Source organism: Pseudomonas pisciculturae (genome assembly GCF_015461805.1).
GTDB classification, from domain to species: domain Bacteria; phylum Pseudomonadota; class Gammaproteobacteria; order Pseudomonadales; family Pseudomonadaceae; genus Aquipseudomonas; species Aquipseudomonas pisciculturae.
This window is the reverse complement of the sequence record NZ_JACVZE010000001.1, coordinates 1,179,290-1,196,494: the sequence shown is the minus strand read 5'-3', so window position 1 is coordinate 1,196,494 and position 17,205 is coordinate 1,179,290. Positions and strand designations below refer to the sequence as shown.

General features: G+C 59.6%; 16 protein-coding genes and 4 tRNA genes. 11 read left to right on the top strand and 9 right to left on the bottom strand.

The genetic code is table 11. The features are described from left to right. The first annotated feature begins 143 nt into the window (after positions 1-143). The 6 genes from ICY20_RS05500 (at position 144) to ICY20_RS05475 (ending at position 5,443) form a co-directional block, all read left to right on the top strand. Positions 144-1,220 carry an ABC transporter substrate-binding protein gene (locus ICY20_RS05500; RefSeq protein ID WP_122489178.1) on the top strand — a complete coding sequence of 359 codons (1,077 nt, stop codon included), beginning with the start codon at positions 144-146 and terminating at the stop codon, positions 1,218-1,220. A gap of 127 nt (positions 1,221-1,347) precedes the next feature. Beyond that, positions 1,348-2,154, top strand: coding sequence for an alkaline phosphatase family protein (locus ICY20_RS05495; protein ID WP_194937074.1), 807 nt, complete (start codon positions 1,348-1,350; stop codon positions 2,152-2,154). After that, on the top strand, positions 2,151-2,987 hold the full coding sequence (locus tag ICY20_RS05490; RefSeq protein WP_122489180.1) for an ABC transporter permease: 837 nt from the start codon (positions 2,151-2,153) through the stop codon (positions 2,985-2,987). The genes ICY20_RS05495 and ICY20_RS05490 overlap by 4 nt, the downstream gene beginning before the upstream one ends. Beyond that, on the top strand, positions 2,974-3,774 hold the full coding sequence (locus ICY20_RS05485) for an ABC transporter permease (protein WP_159963214.1): 801 nt from the start codon (positions 2,974-2,976) through the stop codon (positions 3,772-3,774). The genes ICY20_RS05490 and ICY20_RS05485 overlap by 14 nt, the downstream gene beginning before the upstream one ends. Further along, on the top strand, positions 3,771-4,760 hold the full coding sequence (locus ICY20_RS05480; RefSeq protein ID WP_159963213.1) for an ABC transporter ATP-binding protein: 990 nt from the start codon (positions 3,771-3,773) through the stop codon (positions 4,758-4,760). Before ICY20_RS05485 ends, ICY20_RS05480 begins: the two co-directional genes overlap by 4 nt. Positions 4,761-4,789: 29 nt before the next feature. After that, positions 4,790-5,443, top strand: a complete 654-nt coding sequence (locus tag ICY20_RS05475) for an HAD family hydrolase (RefSeq protein WP_194937073.1) — start codon at positions 4,790-4,792, stop codon at positions 5,441-5,443. A gap of 128 nt (positions 5,444-5,571) precedes the next feature. Here the strand turns inward: ICY20_RS05475 and ICY20_RS05470 are convergent, their stop codons facing one another. Further along, positions 5,572-6,534 carry a zinc-binding dehydrogenase gene (locus tag ICY20_RS05470; protein ID WP_159963211.1) on the bottom strand — a complete coding sequence of 321 codons (963 nt, stop codon included), beginning with the start codon at positions 6,532-6,534 and terminating at the stop codon, positions 5,572-5,574. A gap of 138 nt (positions 6,535-6,672) precedes the next feature. On the opposite strand from ICY20_RS05470, the gene ICY20_RS05465 reads away from it, so the two are divergent. Together ICY20_RS05465 and ICY20_RS05460 are read left to right on the top strand one after the other, a co-directional pair. Further along, entirely contained in the window at positions 6,673-8,754 is a 2,082-nt protein-coding gene (locus ICY20_RS05465; RefSeq protein WP_194937072.1) for a carboxy terminal-processing peptidase, read from the top strand. Between the two features lie 118 nt (positions 8,755-8,872). Then, entirely contained in the window at positions 8,873-10,642 is a 1,770-nt protein-coding gene (locus tag ICY20_RS05460) for a bifunctional diguanylate cyclase/phosphodiesterase (protein WP_159963209.1), read from the top strand. Here ICY20_RS05460 and ICY20_RS05455 read toward each other — a convergent pair. The 4 genes from ICY20_RS05455 to ICY20_RS05440 all read right to left on the bottom strand — a co-directional run bounded on the left by ICY20_RS05455 (position 10,639) and on the right by ICY20_RS05440 (position 13,117). After that, on the bottom strand, positions 10,639-11,010 hold the full coding sequence (locus ICY20_RS05455) for a hypothetical protein (RefSeq protein WP_005786715.1): 372 nt from the start codon (positions 11,008-11,010) through the stop codon (positions 10,639-10,641). The genes ICY20_RS05460 and ICY20_RS05455 overlap by 4 nt on opposite strands. Continuing rightward, positions 11,007-11,348 (bottom strand): helix-turn-helix domain-containing protein, encoded by a 342-nt coding sequence (locus tag ICY20_RS05450; RefSeq protein WP_159963208.1) that lies wholly within the window; start codon positions 11,346-11,348, stop codon positions 11,007-11,009. Before ICY20_RS05450 ends, ICY20_RS05455 begins: the two co-directional genes overlap by 4 nt. A 96-nt stretch (positions 11,349-11,444) precedes the next feature. Next, on the bottom strand, positions 11,445-11,900 hold the full coding sequence (locus tag ICY20_RS05445) for a YkvA family protein (RefSeq protein WP_159963207.1): 456 nt from the start codon (positions 11,898-11,900) through the stop codon (positions 11,445-11,447). Positions 11,901-12,376: 476 nt separating this feature from the next. After that, positions 12,377-13,117, bottom strand: coding sequence for an FKBP-type peptidyl-prolyl cis-trans isomerase (locus ICY20_RS05440; protein WP_194937071.1), 741 nt, complete (start codon positions 13,115-13,117; stop codon positions 12,377-12,379). A 247-nt stretch (positions 13,118-13,364) separates the two neighbouring features. On the opposite strand from ICY20_RS05440, the gene ICY20_RS05435 reads away from it, so the two are divergent. The 3 genes from ICY20_RS05435 (at position 13,365) to ICY20_RS05425 (ending at position 16,584) form a co-directional block, all read left to right on the top strand. Then, entirely contained in the window at positions 13,365-15,173 is a 1,809-nt protein-coding gene (locus ICY20_RS05435) for a di-heme-cytochrome C peroxidase (protein ID WP_194937070.1), read from the top strand. Further along, a complete protein-coding gene (locus ICY20_RS05430; protein ID WP_194937069.1) occupies positions 15,170-16,336 on the top strand; it encodes a catalase family protein in 1,167 nt (388 codons plus the stop codon). The genes ICY20_RS05435 and ICY20_RS05430 overlap by 4 nt, the downstream gene beginning before the upstream one ends. Positions 16,337-16,446: 110 nt before the next feature. Further along, positions 16,447-16,584 (top strand): hypothetical protein, encoded by a 138-nt coding sequence (locus tag ICY20_RS05425; RefSeq protein ID WP_194937068.1) that lies wholly within the window; start codon positions 16,447-16,449, stop codon positions 16,582-16,584. Between the two features lie 49 nt (positions 16,585-16,633). On the opposite strand, the gene ICY20_RS05420 is transcribed toward ICY20_RS05425, so the two are convergent. The 4 genes from ICY20_RS05420 to ICY20_RS05405 form a co-directional block, all read right to left on the bottom strand. Then, positions 16,634-16,710: transfer RNA gene (locus ICY20_RS05420), tRNA-Asp, on the bottom strand. A 19-nt stretch (positions 16,711-16,729) separates the two neighbouring features. Beyond that, positions 16,730-16,805 (bottom strand) — tRNA-Val (locus ICY20_RS05415). Positions 16,806-16,981: 176 nt separating this feature from the next. Further along, a tRNA-Asp gene (locus ICY20_RS05410) sits at positions 16,982-17,058 on the bottom strand. A 19-nt stretch (positions 17,059-17,077) separates the two neighbouring features. Then, positions 17,078-17,153: transfer RNA gene (locus tag ICY20_RS05405), tRNA-Val, on the bottom strand. Positions 17,154-17,205: the final 52 nt, after the last annotated feature.

Genomic DNA, 17,205 nt, shown 5'->3' with positions numbered 1-17,205 from the left:
CGACATCAGCGATATAAAAACGACATCGACACGAAACTGTCATCCGCTGAGCCTAGATTGGCTCAGGTATTGCTGACCTAGACCAACACCACCGCAAACGTCGATTTAAAACGCAGCGTTGAACACGCCCATAGGAGCTTCGGATGAAACAGCTTTTCCTGGCATCACTGTTAGGCTCGACCATTGCCATGTGCACCGCCGCCATGGCCGCTGATACCGATCTAAAAACGTTGGAAGCCGCTGCGAAAGCAGAAGGCGCCGTGAACAGTGTCGGCATGCCCGATGACTGGGCCAACTGGAAAGGCACCTGGGAAGACCTTGCCAAGACCTATGGCCTCAAGCACATCGACACCGACATGAGCTCGGCCCAGGAAATCGCCAAGTTCAAGGCGGAAAAAGACAACGCCAGTGCGGATATCGGCGACGTCGGGGCGGCGTTTGGCCCGATCGCGGTGAAGCAGGAAGTGACCCAGCCTTATAAACCCTCCACCTGGGCCCAGGTGCCGGACTGGGCGAAAGACAAAGACGGTCACTGGGCCTTGGCCTACACCGGCACCATTGCGTTTATCGTCAACAAAAAGCTGCTGCACGGCTCCGAAGTACCGACCAGTTGGGCTGACCTGCAATCGGGCAAATACAAGGTGTCTGTCGGTGACGTGAGCACCGCCGCCCAAGCGTCCAACGCCGTACTGGCCGCAGCCATCGCCAACAAGGGCGATGAAAAGAACATCGCACCAGGCCTGCAATTTTTCACCAAGATCGCCCAACAAGGCCGCCTGTCGCTGTCCAACCCGACCATTGCCACCATGGAAAAAGGCGAAGTCGAAGTGGGCATCGTCTGGGACTTCAACGGCCTGAGCTACAAGGCCAAGATGGCCAACCCGGATGACTACGTGGTGCTGATCCCGTCGGACGGCTCGGTGAAATCCGGCTACACCACCATCATCAACAAATACGCCAAGCACCCGAACGCCGCCAAGCTGACCCGCGAATACATCTTCAGCGATGCCGGCCAACTCAACCTGGCCAAGGGCAATGCACGCCCGATCCGTGCTGAAACCGACTTGAAACTGCCGGCCGATATCGCCAAGAACCTGATCCCTGGCGAGCAGTACACCAAGGCCAACCCGCAGCCGATCAAGGATGCCGATGCCTGGGAAGCCACTTCCAAGAAGCTGCCGCAGTTGTGGAATGAGCAGGTCATCGTAGAAATGAAGTAAGGCTATTCCCCACATTGGAAATCCACTGGAAATCCAATGTGGGAGGGGGCTTGCCCCCTCCCACACTTGATCCCTGTTTCTCCAGATAAAGAGATTCAAGTCCATCCGTTGCGGAGCAACCTCCCCCATGAAGCACAACGTCATCCTTGTGGTGCTCGACGGCCTGAACTTCGAGGTTGCGAGGCACGCCATGGGGCACTTGCAGGCCTACGTCGGCGCCGGCCGCGCAGCCCTCTACAAACTGGAATGTGAGCTGCCCGCCCTGTCCCGCCCGCTGTATGAGTGCATCCTCACCGGTGTGCCACCGATCCAGAGCGGCATCGTGCACAACAACGTCTCGCGCCTGTCCAACCAGCGCAGCATTTTCCATTACGCTACCGACGCCGGTCTCACGACTGCGGCGGCGGCCTACCATTGGGTCAGCGAGTTGTATAACCGCACGCCCTTTCTCGCCGCACGGGATCGTCATACCGACGACAAGGCGCTGGCGATCCAGCACGGGCATTTCTACTGGAATGACCACTACCCCGATTCCCACCTGTTCGCCGATGCTGAAAGCTTGCGCCTCAAGCACACCCCGGACTTTATGGTGGTGCACCCGATGAACATCGACGACGCCGGCCACAAGCACGGCCTCGACACCCCGCAGTACCGCAACAGTGCACGTTCGGCCGACATCATCCTGGCCGACTACCTGCAAGCCTGGCTCAACGCGGGCTATCAGGTGTTGGTGACCGCCGACCATGGCATGAACAACGACCGCTCCCACAACGGCCTGCTGCCCGAAGAACGTGAAGTGCCCCTGTTTGTCCTCGGCGATGCCTTCAGCCTTGACGCAAAAGCCGCGCCCAAACAGACCGATTTATGCGGCACCGTCTGCGAACTGCTGGGCGTGCCCCACGACAAACCTATCTGCCGGGAGCTGTTGAAATGACCCGTGGTAAATGGCTGGCACTCCTGTGCCTGGTGCCGTTCGCGTTGTTCTTTATCGTGTTCGAAATTGCCCCATTGGTGTGGGTGTTGATCAACAGCCTGCAAACTGAAGAAGCCGGCTGGGGCCTGGAAAACTTCACGCGTATCTTCAGCTCGAAGTTCTACCTCCAAGCCATCCAGTTCAGCTTGGAGATCAGCTTCTACTCGAGCATCTTCGGCATCATCATCGCCACGCTGGGCAGCTACTCACTGCGCCGGGTGGATTCGCCGCTGCGCAATTTCGTCACCGCGTTTGCCAACATGACCAGCAACTTTTCCGGTGTGCCCCTGGCCTTTGCCTTCATCATTTTGCTGGGGTTCAACGGCAGCATCACCATAATGCTCAAGCAGGCGGGGATCATTGAGGACTTCAACCTCTACTCCAAGACCGGGCTGATCATCCTTTACACCTACTTCCAGATTCCCCTCGGCGTGCTGCTGCTCTACCCGGCTTTCGACGCCTTGCGCGAAGACTGGCGCGAGTCGGCAGCATTACTGGGTGCGAATGGCTGGCAGTTCTGGCGGCATATCGGCCTGCCAGTGCTGACGCCGGCATTGCTGGGCACCTTCGTGATTCTGGTGGCCAACGCCCTCGGCGCTTACGCCACGGTCTACGCGCTGACTACCGGCAACTTCAACGTGCTGCCGATCCGTATCGCGGGCCTGGTCTCGGGGGATGTGTCCCTCGACCCGAACATGGCCAGCGCCCTGGCCGTGGTGCTGGTGGCACTGATGACCGTGGTCACCGTAGTGCATCAACTGCTGCTCAAGAGGAGCTACCATGTCTCGCGCTGAAGCCGGCCCGGCCGCGCTCTACCACCGCATCGTGGTGTGGGTCTTGTTTGCGATCCTGGTGTTGCCGCTGATTGGCACCTTTGTCTATTCGATTGCCAGCAGTTGGTCGGCAACCATTTTGCCCGCCGGCTTTACCGTGAAATGGTACGTGCAGCTGTGGAGCGACCCACGCTTTCTGATGGCCTTCGGGCAGTCGTTGCTGGTGTGTGTGGGCGCACTCATCCTGTCGGTGGTCTTGATTCTGCCGCTGCTGTTTGTGGTGCATTACCACTTCCCCCGGCTCGATGCGCTGATGAACATCCTGATCCTGCTGCCCTTTGCAGTGCCGCCGGTGGTGTCGTCGGTGGGGCTGCTGCAACTTTACGGCTCCGGGCCGTTGGCAATGGTGGGCACGCCGTGGATTCTGATCGGCTGCTACTTCACCGTGGCATTGCCGTTCATGTACCGAGCGATTACCAACAACCTGCAAGCCATCAACCTGCGCGACCTGATGGACGCCTCCCAACTGCTCGGCGCCAGTACCTGGCAGGCGGCGATCCTGGTGGTGCTGCCGAACCTGCGCAAAGGCCTGATGGTCGCGCTATTGCTGTCGTTCTCGTTCCTGTTCGGTGAGTTTGTATTCGCCAATATCCTGGTGGGTACCCGCTACGAAACCCTACAGGTGTACCTCAACAACATGCGCAACAGCAGCGGCCACTTCACCAGTGCCGTCGTGATTTCGTACTTCTTCTTTGTGCTGGTGCTGACTTGGGCCGCCAATATCTTGAACAAGGACAAAAGCCAATGAGCTTCGTCAGCGTGCAACACCTGCAAAAAGGCTACGCCGGCACGCCGGTGTTCAGTGATATCAACTGCGAGATTGCCAAGGGTGAGTTCGTCACGCTGCTCGGCCCGTCCGGTTGCGGCAAGTCGACCCTGCTGCGCTGCATCGCCGGGCTGACCTCAGTGGACAGTGGGAAGATTCTGCTGGACGGGCAAGACATCGTCCCGCTGAGCCCCCAGAAACGTAACATCGGCATGGTGTTCCAGAGCTATGCCCTGTTCCCCAACATGACCGTGGAACAAAACGTCGCCTTCGGCCTGCGCATGCAAAAGGTCAATGCCGACGACAGCCACAAACGCGTGCAGGAAGTGCTACAACTGGTAGAGCTCAAGGACCTAGCCGGCCGTTATCCGCACCAGATGTCCGGGGGCCAATGCCAGCGCGTGGCCCTCGCCCGCTCACTGGTGACTCGTCCACGCCTGTTGCTGCTGGATGAGCCTTTGTCGGCACTGGATGCGCGGATTCGCAAGCACTTGCGAGAGCAGATCCGCCAGATCCAGCGTGAGTTGGGGCTGACCACGATCTTCGTGACCCATGACCAGGAAGAAGCCCTGACCATGTCTGACCGCATCTTCCTGATGAACCAGGGCAAGATCGTGCAGAGCGGCGACGCCGAAACCCTCTACACCGCCCCCGTGGACGTATTCGCCGCCGGTTTTATCGGCAACTACAACCTGCTGGACGCCGACAAGGCCAGCCAACTGCTGCAACGGCCCATCAACGGCCGTATCGCCATTCGCCCCGAAGCCATCGAACTGAGCCGCAACGGCGAGCTGGATGCGTTGGTGCGCAGCCACAGCCTGTTGGGCAACGTGATCCGCTACCGCATCGAAGCGCGCGGCGTCGAGCTGGTGGTGGATGTGCTCAACCGCTCGGCCGATGACCTGCACCCGGACGGGCAACGCCTGGCACTTTCCATCGACCCAAGCGCCCTGTGTGAAGTAGCCTGACGCAACGTTTTAACAAGAGAGCCTGACCGATGGCATTGGTAATTTTTGATCTGGACGACACCTTGATCCACGGCGACTGCGCCACGCTGTGGAGCGAGCAGATGGGCCGCCTGGGCTGGGTCGACCCGGAGTCGTTCATGCGCAAGAACCATGAACTGATGGACGCCTACAGCCAGGGCAAGCTGCTAATGGAAGACTTCATGGACTTCAGCCTGGAGCCGATGATCGGCCGCACGCCGGAGGAGATCGAACACTTGGTGGAGCCGTGGGTCGAGGACGTGATCGAACCGCTGATCTACAGCGACGCCACCAAGACCATCGCCCGCCACCGGGCCAATGGCGACCGGATACTGGTGATTTCCGCTTCGGGTACACATCTGGTCAAACCGATTGCGGCGCGCATTGGTATCGATGAGGTGTTGGGCATCGACCTGGAAGTCAGCCACGGCGTGTACAGCGGGCATACCGTGGGCGTGCTGACCTATCGCGAAGGCAAGATCACGCGGTTGCTGGAATGGTTGGAGCATGAAGGTGAGACGCTGGAGGGGGCGTATTTCTATTCGGATTCGCGCAATGATTTACCGTTGCTGCTGAAGGTGGATCATCCGCAGGTGGTGAACCCGGATCCGGTACTGCGTGAGCATGCCGAAGAAGCCGGTTGGCCCATCCACCACTGGATCTGATTCAACCTAGATCCAAATGTGGGAGGGGGCGTGCCCCTGATAGCGGTGTGACAGTGAAGAATGTTTCATCTGACACACCGCCATCGGGAGCAAGCCCCCTCCCACAGTGACCGCATTTCAAATCGAGATCAGGTCAACGCGTCATCAATCACCAACACCAACTTCCCGGAAACCTGATTGGTCGCCAATTCAGCAAACGCCGCCTCGGCATCCTTGATCGCAAAGGTTTTGGCCAGTTGCGGGCTCAAGCGGCCCTCCACGAACAATGGCCACACATGCTGGCTCAAATCGCTGAAGAGGTCAGCCTTGAACTGATCACTGCGGCTACGCAGAGTCGAGCCCAGCAATTGAATGCGCTTGCCCAGCACCTGCGCCAGATCCAGTTTTGCCTCCCGGCCGCCCATCAAACCGATCAATACCCAACGCCCATCCAAGGCCAGCAGCTTGAGGTCCAGCGCAGCATAGTCGCCGCCCACAGGGTCAAGAATCACATCAAACGGCCCAAAATCGCGCAGCGCCTCGATGCCGTCGGTACGTACCACGCCGCCCTGGGCGCCCAGTTCTTCGCAGTACGCCAGGCGCTCCGCCGAGCCGACGCTGACCCAGCACGGGCTGCCAAACGCCTTACACAACTGGATCGCCGCAGACCCCACGCCACTCGCGCCGGCATGCAACAGCACTTTTTCACCCGGCTTGAGGCCTGCCAGTTGGAACAGGTTGAGCCACGCCGTGCTGTACACCTCAGGCAATGCTGCCGCTTCGATCAGCGACAACCCTTCCGGTACTGGCAGCACGTGCCGCGCATCCACCACCACTTCTTCGGCCATACCGCCGCCGGCCAGCAGTGCACAGACGCGGTCGCCCACCTGCCAGGACGAGCCCGCACCCACTTCGCTGATCACCCCGGAGCACTCCAGGCCGAGCACAGCGCTGGCGCCTGGGGGCGGTGGATAGAGCCCGGCACGTTGTAATAAATCGGCGCGATTAAGCCCCGCTGCCGCCACACGAATGCGAACTTGGCCTACATCGCATGTAGGACTGGCTTCATCCAACCACTCCACGTGACCGTCAACGCCTTGCAATGCTTTCACAGTGCCTCCATAGTGAGTCTGGACTGAGCCCGTAGCTGTATCGCCGGGCTTTTTGCATTATGCGACCGGACCATATGGAACCGGCTCCCTCAAAGACGGCCTAATATGCGTTATCAATTGCCCCCGCGTCGAATCAGCATGAAGCATTTGTTCCCCAGCACCGCCCTCGCTCTTTTCATTGGTCTCGGCTTCGCGTCGATGTCGACCAATACGTTCGCAGCCAACAGCTGGGACAACCTTCAGCCAGATCGCGATGAGGTGATTGCAAGCCTTAACGTCGTCGAGTTGCTCAAGCGTCATCACTACAGCAAGCCGCCGCTGGACGACGCGCGCTCGGTGATCATCTATGACAGCTACCTCAAGCTGCTGGACCCGTCGCGCAGCTACTTCCTGGCCAGCGATATCGCTGAGTTCGACAAGTGGAAAACCCAGTTCGACGACTTCCTCAAGAGCGGCGACCTGCAGCCCGGCTTCACCATTTACAAGCGTTACCTGGACCGCGTCAAAGCGCGTCTGGACTTCGCCCTGGCCGAGCTGAGCAAGGGCACCGACAAGCTCGACTTCACCCAAAAAGAAACGCTTCTGGTGGACCGCAAGGACGCCCCTTGGCTGACCAGCACCGCCGCCCTCGACGACCTGTGGCGCAAACGCGTCAAGGACGAAGTGCTGCGCTTGAAGATCGCCGGCAAAGAGCCTAAAGCGATTCAAGAGCTGTTGACCAAGCGCTACAAGAATCAACTGGCGCGCCTGGACCAGACCCGTGCCGAAGATATCTTCCAGGCCTACATCAACACCTTCGCGATGTCCTACGACCCGCACACCAATTATCTGTCGCCAGATAACGCGGAAAACTTCGATATCAATATGAGTCTGTCCCTGGAAGGCATCGGTGCCGTCCTGCAAAGCGACAATGACCAGGTGAAGATTGTGCGTCTGGTGCCAGCAGGTCCGGCAGACAAGACCAAGCAGGTTGCTCCGGCTGACAAGATCATCGGTGTGGCCCAGGCCGACAAAGAGATGGTCGATGTAGTCGGCTGGCGCCTGGACGAAGTGGTCAAGCTGATCCGCGGCCCTAAAGGCAGCGTGGTGCGCCTGGAAGTGATTCCGCACACCAATGCGCCCAACGACCAGACCAGCAAGATCGTGTCCATCACCCGTGAAGCGGTGAAGCTCGAAGACCAGGCCGTGCAGAAGAAAGTCCTCAACCTCAAGCAGGATGGCAAGGACTACAAGCTGGGCGTGATTGAGATCCCTGCCTTCTACCTGGACTTCAAGGCGTTCCGTGCGGGCGACCCGGACTACAAGTCCACCACCCGCGACGTTAAGAAAATCCTGACAGAACTGCAGAAAGAAAAAGTCGACGGCGTGGTCATCGACCTGCGTAACAACGGCGGCGGCTCCCTGCAGGAAGCCACCGAGCTGACCAGCCTGTTTATCGACAAGGGCCCGACCGTGTTGGTACGCAACGCTGACGGCCGTGTGGATGTACTGGAAGACGAGAACCCGGGCGCCTTCTACAAAGGCCCGATGGCGTTGCTGGTCAACCGCCTCTCAGCCTCGGCTTCGGAGATTTTCGCCGGCGCCATGCAGGACTACCACCGTGCACTGATCATCGGCGGCCAGACCTTCGGCAAAGGCACCGTGCAGACCATCCAGCCGCTGAACCATGGCGAGCTCAAACTGACGTTGGCCAAGTTCTACCGGGTTTCCGGGCAGAGCACCCAGCATCAGGGCGTACTGCCGGACATCGATTTCCCGTCGATTATCGACACCAAGGAAATCGGCGAAAGCGCCCTGCCGGAAGCCATGCCGTGGGACACCATCCGCCCTGCGATCAAGCCCGCGTCGGACCCGTTCAAGCCTTTCCTGGCGCAGTTGAAGGCTGACCACGATACCCGCTCCGCCAAGGATGCCGAGTTCGTGTTCATCCGCGACAAGCTGGCCCTGGCCAAGAAGCTGATGGAAGAAAAGTCCGTCAGCCTCAATGAAGTGGACCGTCGCAAGCAGCACGCCGATATCGAAAATCAGCAGCTGGTGCTGGAAAACATCCGCCGCAAAGCCAAGGGCGAAGACCCACTCAAAGAGCTGAAAAAAGAAGACGAAGATGCGCTGCCGACCGAGGCGGATAAAACCAAGCCGGAAGACGACGCGTACCTGGCCGAGACGGGCCGGATCCTGCTGGACTACCTGAAGATCACCAAGCAGGTCGCCAAGCAGTAAATGATGGCAATTTAATGTGACCGTTCAGCGAGCTGTCATCATATAGACATCATTCTGTCGTGAAATGAAGGACCGCAGGCTCACCGCCTGCGGTCCTTTTTTTTCGATCGAGATCGCCATGACCATGACCGAACAGCTGAATGCATTGGGCTCTATCCTGGCTCAAGGCAGTTTGCACAGCCTGTTCCAACCGATCATCTGCCTGTCCGAACGGCGCATTCTCGGCTACGAAGCCCTGAGCCGCGGCCCGTCGAACAGCCCACTGCACTCCCCCGTCGCCTTGTTCTCGGTGGCCAGTCAGGCGGGGCGCCTCAGTGAGCTGGAAATGGCTTGCCGCGAGAGTGCATGTCGACGCTTCAGCGACCAGAAGCTGCCGGGCAAGCTGTTTTTGAATGTCTCCCCCGAATCGTTGATGGAAACTGCGCACCAACCGGGGCGCACCTTGCAACTGCTGCATGACTACGGCATCCCACCGAGCCAGGTGGTGATCGAGCTCACCGAGCAAACCCCTACCGACGATTTCGACCTGCTGCAAACCGCCCTGCACCACTACCGCAATATGGGCTTCTCGATCGCCCTTGATGACTTGGGTGCCGGTTACTCCAGCCTGCGTTTGTGGTCGGAACTGCGCCCGGATTACGTGAAGATCGACCGGCACTTTATCGACGGCATCCATCAGGATGCGCTCAAGCGCGAGTTTGTCGGCTCTATCCTGCAAATCGCCAAGGCTTCACGCGCCCAGGTGATTGCCGAAGGCATTGAGCTGCCCGAAGAGCTGGCGGTGCTGACAGAGATGGGGGTGGACCTGGTCCAGGGCTACCTGCTTTGCCGACCACAGGAACATCCGCCCCAGGAAGCGCGCCAGATGCTGCCCAAGCCCGACAGCGCCAACGTGGCCCTGAGCGAAGAAGGCAGTGACCTGAGCGCCCTGCTCAACGAGCAACCGGCGATGGACCAGGACACCGCCACCGCCCAGGTGCTGGAGGCGTTCCGGCGCCAGGCCAACCTCAACTCCCTCGCGGTGCTGGATGGGCGCGGCCAGCCAGTGGGCATCGTGCACCGGCATTCGCTGTCGGATGCGCTGCTCAAGCCGTTCGCCACCGACCTGTTTGCGCGCAAACCCATCAGCCGCCTGATGAGCACCGATTTTTTGGCGGTGGAGCTGAGCCAGTCGCTGCAACAGGTCAGCCGCTTGCTCACCAGCCGTGCGCGGCAGCGCATCGAAGAAGATTTCATCATCACCCTCAACGGCGATTACCTGGGGCTGGGCCGGGTGATCGATGTGCTCAAGCTGATCACCGAACTGAAAATCCAACAGGCCCGCTACGCCAACCCACTCACCCTGCTTCCGGGCAACGTGCCGATCCAGCAATGCCTCACGCGGTTGCTGCAACAGCAGCGGGAGTCGGTGATTTGCTACGTGGATATCGACAGCTTCAAGCCGTTCAACGATATCTACGGCTATGGGCGCGGGGATGAGGTGTTGCTGTGCCTGGCGCAGTGCCTGAACGACCGGGTGGACCCCAGCCGCGACTTTGTCGGGCACATTGGCGGCGATGATTTTTTGCTGGTGCTGGGGCCGCAAGACTGGCGCAAGCGACTCAACCAGTTGCTGGATGACTTCCACACCCAGTGCCGCCGTTTCTACCGCGCCGAACACCTTGAAGCCGGCTGCTTCGTGGCGCTGAACCGCCAGGGAGTGCGCCAGGAATTCGCGTTGTTGTCGCTGTCTATCGGCGTGGTGCATTTATATCCACAGGCCTGTGGACAACTCGATGCCAGCCAGTTGGCAGAGTTGGCTTCGCAAGCCAAGCACCATGCCAAGGACATGGCCGGCTACAGCATCCATGTGATCGACAGCATGGACGCGCTGCCTCAAGCGCTTTAAGCCTCGGCAGACTCCGGGTACTCGTACTCAAACACCCGCACCACCTCGGAGGCGTGCCAGGAGGCGGCCGCTACGCCATCGGAGGGCCCGCTAAAACGCCCCAGGCGTTCCACACACTCGAAGAAACCTGTACGCGGCAGGCGGCTAGCCCCCTGGCTGATCACCAACGAGCTGCGCAATGGCTGCTCGGCCTTGGCGTCCAACGCCGCCAGGTGCTCCAACGCAGCGGCAAGGGTCTGCATGGCCGGCGTGGGGAATTGCAGGCGCTCCAGCAACGCACGGTAGGTCAGCAAATGGCGCTGGCGGCGCGCCTGGTCCAGTTCGTTGAGCAACCCATCCCAGTGTTGACGACTGATACGTAGGCTCAAGATTCATCCCTCCAACCTGCAACGCCTAATTCCCAGGCCAAGCTGCGGCGGATCGCGGCATCCGGCTGGCGTTCACCACTTTCAATCAAACCAAGGTACGAGGGGCTGATGCCCACGGTGCGCGCCAGGGTTTCAATCGCCAAGCCCTTGGCCTCGCGCAAGCCGCGCAGATCTGCGAGCGGGCGCAGAGCCTGGTCAGGTGCAGGTTGGGCAGGTGTAGAAGAAGGAGGTGTAGCGGGTTGTTGCTGACCGGCAGCTTTTAACAGCGCCTGGTACTGGTCCCATGGCAACACCGCGTATTCGGGTTCGCCATTGCGTGAAATGATCTGAATATCCATGACTGCCCCGTAGGATAACTGCACTTACTTAGTAAGCTCTTTCCTTAGGAGTGTAATCCTAACAGCCACAAAGGTCGCAGGGGGATAACTGCGTTGTCAGTTTTTTTGCGGATTTTCCTTGGCCAGCAAGGCAGGCGTCGCGGGCAGGCGCTCGACCACGGCGAGTTTTTCCGGGCGCTGTGCCTCACGCCAGGCGCGAAAGGCGCTCAGTTCGCCATCCAGGGTCTTCATGACCCAGGCCAATACAGCGATGTCGTCGAGCATGCCGAACATGGGGATAAAGTCCGGGATAGCATCGATAGGGCTGAGAAAGTACATCAGCCCCGCCACCACTGAAATCAGCGCCTTGGGGCTGATGGCCCGATACTCACCGCGCCAGTACGCCAGGCACAAAGCCTGTAACAACCTGAGGTCATCCTTGAGCTTGCCCAGTCGATTGCCCTGGCTTGAGCCTTTGGCGGCGACGGCGAACAGCAAGGTGGGCAAACGGCCACGGCCGAGCAGGCGGGCAGCCATCGGCAGGAATCGGGTGAAATTGAAGGGTGGTTTCATTCGTCACTCCAGTTCCAGGCGTAAGAAAATGTTATCCACACAAATTGTGGATAACCTTGTGAACAGAGCCTGTTTTACAGGCTGAAAGCCACAGCCTACAAGGCCTGCAGTTAGATCGGGCGTTTTTTGCGCACATAAAAAAAACCCAAGATTTCATTGACTTGGCGTTGATGTGCGGCTACCCGTGCTCGAGTGTTATATCAGACTGTTGCAAGCTGCGGACGTTCGTTCGGATCTGCCAGCGGTTCAATGTAGCAGTGGGCTTGCTTCCAATGAGCAGAGTACCCACACAACGCCGAGTATTGCGCTGAACCTGTGGCGAGGGAGCTTGCTCCCGATTGCAGTGGGTCAGCTACATACTTGCCAACTGACACGCCCTCATCGGGGGCAGGCCCCCTCCCACATTAAAAGCAGTCAGCAAAAGACAGAAACAACAACGCCCCGTCAAGACGGGGCGTTGTGTGCTCAGCAGCCGATTACTTCTTGGCGGCTGGTGCTTCTGGTGCGTCAGGTGCTTCAGCCTTGGCTGGGTCCTTGATGGCCAGCAGTTCCAGGTCGAACACCAGCACGGAGTTGGCTGGAATCGCCGGGCTCGGGCTCTGTGCGCCGTAGGCCAGGTCAGAAGGAATGTACAGCTCAACCTTCTCGCCCACGTGCATCAGTTGCAGGCCTTCGACCCAACCCGGGATCACGCCGCTGACCGGCAGGTCAATCGGGCTACCGCGATCTACGGAGCTGTCAAAGGTGGTGCCGTTGGTGAGCTTGCCGGTGTAGTGAACAGTCACCACGTCAGTCGGCTTAGGCTGTGCGCCGTCGGCTTTCTTGGTGATCTTGTACTGCAGACCGGAAGCGGTGGTGACGACGCCGTCTTTCTTGGCGTTGTCTTCGAGGAATTTCTTGCCGGCGCTTGCCGACTCTTCGCTCATTTTGGTCATGCGTTCTTCAGCACGCTTTTGCAGTGCGGCAAACGCTTCAACCAGTTCGTCGTCTTTGAGCTTCTGCTCTTTTTTGCCGACGGCATCTTCGATGCCTTGGGCTACTGCTTTGGAATCCAGGTCATCCATGCCTTCTTGGGCAAGGCTCTTGCCCATGTTCAGGCCGATGCCGTAGGAAGCTTTCTGCGCCGGGGTTTTCAGCTCTACGCTGGTCTGCGAATCACAACCCGCAAGTACCAGGCTAACCAGGGCCACCGCCGCCGCCAACCGATGCTGTTTCATGCTATTTCCTTGTTCATGCGCCAAAAGGGCAATCGAATAAAGTCGCGAGCTTATCAGGCGGCCACGACCAATGGCTACCGGCATCTGAGCAGGAAACTTCTGATAAGTTCACGTGTTTAAAAGCATTTTCATTCATGATGAGGGCCCGCGACGGATCGTGGGACAGACCCTGACGGCGTTAATGGCCACTTGCCGCACCTACGGCCTAGTGGCATAACAGCGCTACCACTCGACAAGGATAGCCAGCTTGCGCATTTTTTCCCGTGCCTTACTCCTGATCCTCACGCTGATAGGCCTCGTTCTGGCCGTGGTGATCTACTTCATCATCAACCCCAAACTCCCGGACTACGTGCCCGTGGAACAGGTGCATTACCAAAACCAATGGAGTGCCGCCGACCGGCAGACTTACTACTTCACGCCCCAGGGCACCCAGGTAAAAGGCCTGCATTACGACTGGTTCACCGCCCTGGAATTGCCATTTTCCGAGCAGCGTTTCGCCACCCCCGAATACCTGGCGCGCTTTGGTTTTCTGGTAGACCCCAAGCAAGTACCCACCCCGCAAAACCCCGGCAACCTCCCCGTGGGCTTCGCCCGCCACAAGAACGCCGACAGCACTGCCGAATACCTGGACATCACCTGCGCCGCCTGCCACACCGGCGAGTTGCATTTCAAAGGCCAGGCCTTGCGTATCGACGGCGGCTCGGCCCAGCACGTGCTGCCCTCCAGCGTACCGACCCTGCGCGGTGGCAGCTTCGGCCAGGCCCTTGTCGCAAGCCTCGCCGCCACTTACTACAACCCGTGGAAATTCGAACGCTTCGCCCGCCAGGTATTGGGAGACCGCTATGACGCCCAGCACAGCCAACTGCGCCAGGACTTCAAGCAGTCGCTGAACACCTTCCTCAAGGTCGCCTGGAACGACACCCATCGCGGCCTCTACCCCACCGAAGAAGGCCCGGGCCGCACCGACGCCTTCGGGCGCATCGCCAATGCCAGCTTTGGCGACGCGATTTCCCCAGACAACTATCGCATCGCCAATGCGCCAGTGGACTACCCACAGCTGTGGGATATCTGGACCTTCGATTGGGTGCAATGGAACGGCTCGGCCCAGCAGCCCATGGCGCGCAATATCGGCGAAGCCCTTGGTGTAGGCGCCACACTGACCTTCTTCGACAGCGCTGGCCAACCGCTCCAGGGCGATGCCCGCTACCCCTCCAGCGTGCGGGTGCGCGACCTCAACCTGATCGAAGAAACCCTGCAACGTCTCAAGCCACCTACGTGGCCCGAAGCGTTGTTCGGCGCCATCGACAAGCCCCTCGCCGCCCAGGGCCGCGCACTGTTCAGCGAAAACTGCGCTGGCTGCCATGTGCCCGCCGTCACCCAGGAAAACGGCCGACCGGTGCAACAACTGAAAATGCTGCCCGTGGACTACATCGGCACCGACCCAGGCACCGCCAGCAATATTGCAGACCAACGCTACGACCTTAGTGCCCTGCAATGGGACCCGGCGGAACTGGCCGAGCTGAATGTCGAGCTGCACCCCACGCCAAGCGACCCCCTGGACCTGAAGAAAATGTCAGTGGCCAAAGGCCTGGCCTACGTCACCGCCTTCGTCGAAGACCACGCCTACCGCGCCGCCGGCGTCACGCCAGCAGAACGCCCAAGCCTCGACGGCTTCGGCCTGCCCATCGGCGTGCGCGAACTGCGCGCCTACAAGGCGCGGCCATTGGCGGGGGTGTGGGCCACGCCACCGTTCCTGCACAACGGCTCGGTGCCGACGATCTACCAATTGCTCTCGCCCCAGGACGAGCGCAGCACCACCTTCTATAAAGGCACCTTTAACTACGACCCGCGTCACCTGGGTTTTGAAGCCGGCGCGTTCAAGAATGCCTTCCTGTTCGACACCAAAATCACCGGCAACCACAACAGCGGGCACGAATTCCGTGCCGGCAAACGTGGCAATGGCGTCATCGGCCGCAGTCTGCTGCCGCAGGAACGCTGGGCGCTGCTGGAATACCTCAAAGTGCTGGGCGGCCCGCTGGAGCAACAACTGCCATGATGATTCGATCCCCCTACGACCGACCTTCCCTGCTCGCCCGCCTATGGCTGCGGATCGGCGCGTTTCTCGGCAAGACCCTGCTGTGGTTGGTGGGCCTGGGCCTGCTCGGCTGGCTGGGCGCCAGCGCCTGGTACGCCTGGCAGCACAACGGCCCGGTGTCGCCCAATGAACAGATCCCGCCGGGCGAAGCGGCAATGACCCAAGGCATCATCCAGACGGCAGTGCGCATCGTCGACCAGCACCGCGAAGGCACGCGTTACCTGCGTGATGCGCATGCCAAGGCCCACGGCTGCGTGAAGGCCGAAGTCAGCGTGGTGGCCGATCTCGACCCGGCACTGCGCCAAGGCGTGTTCGCCGAGCCGGGCAAAACCTGGCAGGCGGTGATGCGGCTGTCCAACGGCAACGCTTATCCGCAGTTCGACAGCATTCGCGATGCCCGGGGCATGGCGCTCAAGCTGCTGGATGTGCCAGGCAAGCAGTTGCTGGCCGACCAGCAATCGCGCACGGAACAGGATTTTGTGATGTTCAGCCACCCGAACTTTTTTGTCAGCGATGTGGCGGAATACGCGCAGAACATCGGTGCTCAAGCAGACGGCAAAAAGGTGCTGGCGTTCTTTCCCACAATCGACCCGCGCAGTTGGCAGGTGCGTCATTTGTTTATCGCCCTGGCGACCCTGGCCCCCGCACCGGCGAGCCCGACGCAGACCACCTACTTTTCGGTATCGCCCTACAAGTTCGGTGCGGCCAATGCCAAATTCCGCGTCGCGCCCGACCCACAAAGCTGCCCGGAATACGCACTGCCCAAACAGAACCAGGACCTGCCGAACTTCCTTCGCAGTGCCTTGAGCCAACAGCTCTCCACCGACCGCGTACCGGCGTGTTTTGTGCTGCAGATCCAGCGGCAGAACCCGCAAAAATTCATGCCGATCGAAGACACCAGCATCGAATGGAAAGAGAGCGATGCGCCGTTTGAAACCGTGGCCAAGGTGAAAATCCCTGCGCAGGACTTCGACACCCCGCAATTGAACCTGGCGTGCGACAACCAGTCGTTCAACCCATGGTTTGGCGTAGCAGAACACCGGCCTATCGGCGGCATCAACCGCTTGCGCAAGGCGGTGTACGAAGCCGTGAGCGACTACCGCCACAGCCGTAACGCCCCGTAAAGAGTGCGTAACAATAGGCCCGGCGTCGTAAGGTTTGCGTCGGGTCTATTGAGCCGCGTTCACCCCGCCTCTACCGTGAACACCTACCCCATCGCCCGTAGGAAATCACCGTGGAAAGCTCAACCCTCGGCATGCTCGTACTGACCATCATCGCCGTGTTCGGCACTGCGTCTTTCTGCTTTGAGCACCTGGCCACACGCCAGACGTACAAGGAAAAAAATCCAGACGAAAAAAAGCCCGCTCAATGAGCGGGCTTCTTGTGGTGACCTGGCGTTCAGTGTTCCAGGTTACCGAATATGGCGCAGCGGACGGGACTCGAACCCGCGACCCCCGGCGTGACAGGCCGGTATTCTAACCGACTGAACTACCGCTGCGCGTAACACTTGAAGCGAATGGTGGGTGATGACGGGATCGAACCGCCGACCCTCTGCTTGTAAGGCAGATGCTCTCCCAGCTGAGCTAATCACCCTTCGTTTCGGTGTGGGCGCATCATACACCAAAAAAACGTAATGTCTTGATTTAAATGCAATTTATTTAAAAAAAGTTTAAATCGCGATTTTTTGCCATATTTCGGACAAAGAAAAGCCCGCGATTAAGCGGGCTTTCTGTGGTGACCTGGCGTTCAGCGTTCCAGGTTACCGAATATGGCGCAGCGGACGGGACTCGAACCCGCGACCCCCGGCGTGACAGGCCGGTATTCTAACCGACTGAACTACCGCTGCGCGTAACACATGAGGCGAATGGTGGGTGATGACGGGATCGAACCGCCGACCCTCTGCTTGTAAGGCAGATGCTCTCCCAGCTGAGCTAATCACCCTTCGTCTCGGTGTGGCGCGCATTCTACGGAGCGACCCTAGGTCTGGCAAGCA

Bases quoted from the DNA above. Each gene is read 5' to 3' on its own strand.
- ICY20_RS05445 (WP_159963207.1), bottom strand. From the start codon at position 11,900: ATGAAACCACCCTTCAATTTCACCCGATTCCTGCCGATGGCTGCCCGC.
- ICY20_RS05490 (WP_122489180.1), top strand. From the start codon at position 2,151: ATGACCCGTGGTAAATGGCTGGCACTCCTGTGCCTGGTGCCGTTCGCG.
- ICY20_RS05440 (WP_194937071.1), bottom strand. From the start codon at position 13,117: ATGAAACAGCATCGGTTGGCGGCGGCGGTGGCCCTGGTTAGCCTGGTA.
- ICY20_RS05475 (WP_194937073.1), top strand. From the start codon at position 4,790: ATGGCATTGGTAATTTTTGATCTGGACGACACCTTGATCCACGGCGAC.
- ICY20_RS05495 (WP_194937074.1), top strand. From the start codon at position 1,348: ATGAAGCACAACGTCATCCTTGTGGTGCTCGACGGCCTGAACTTCGAG.
- ICY20_RS05480 (WP_159963213.1), top strand. From the start codon at position 3,771: ATGAGCTTCGTCAGCGTGCAACACCTGCAAAAAGGCTACGCCGGCACG.
- ICY20_RS05460 (WP_159963209.1), top strand. From the start codon at position 8,873: ATGACCATGACCGAACAGCTGAATGCATTGGGCTCTATCCTGGCTCAA.
- ICY20_RS05485 (WP_159963214.1), top strand. From the start codon at position 2,974: ATGTCTCGCGCTGAAGCCGGCCCGGCCGCGCTCTACCACCGCATCGTG.
- ICY20_RS05430 (WP_194937069.1), top strand. From the start codon at position 15,170: ATGATGATTCGATCCCCCTACGACCGACCTTCCCTGCTCGCCCGCCTA.
- ICY20_RS05500 (WP_122489178.1), top strand. From the start codon at position 144: ATGAAACAGCTTTTCCTGGCATCACTGTTAGGCTCGACCATTGCCATG.
- ICY20_RS05465 (WP_194937072.1), top strand. From the start codon at position 6,673: ATGAAGCATTTGTTCCCCAGCACCGCCCTCGCTCTTTTCATTGGTCTC.
- ICY20_RS05450 (WP_159963208.1), bottom strand. From the start codon at position 11,348: ATGGATATTCAGATCATTTCACGCAATGGCGAACCCGAATACGCGGTG.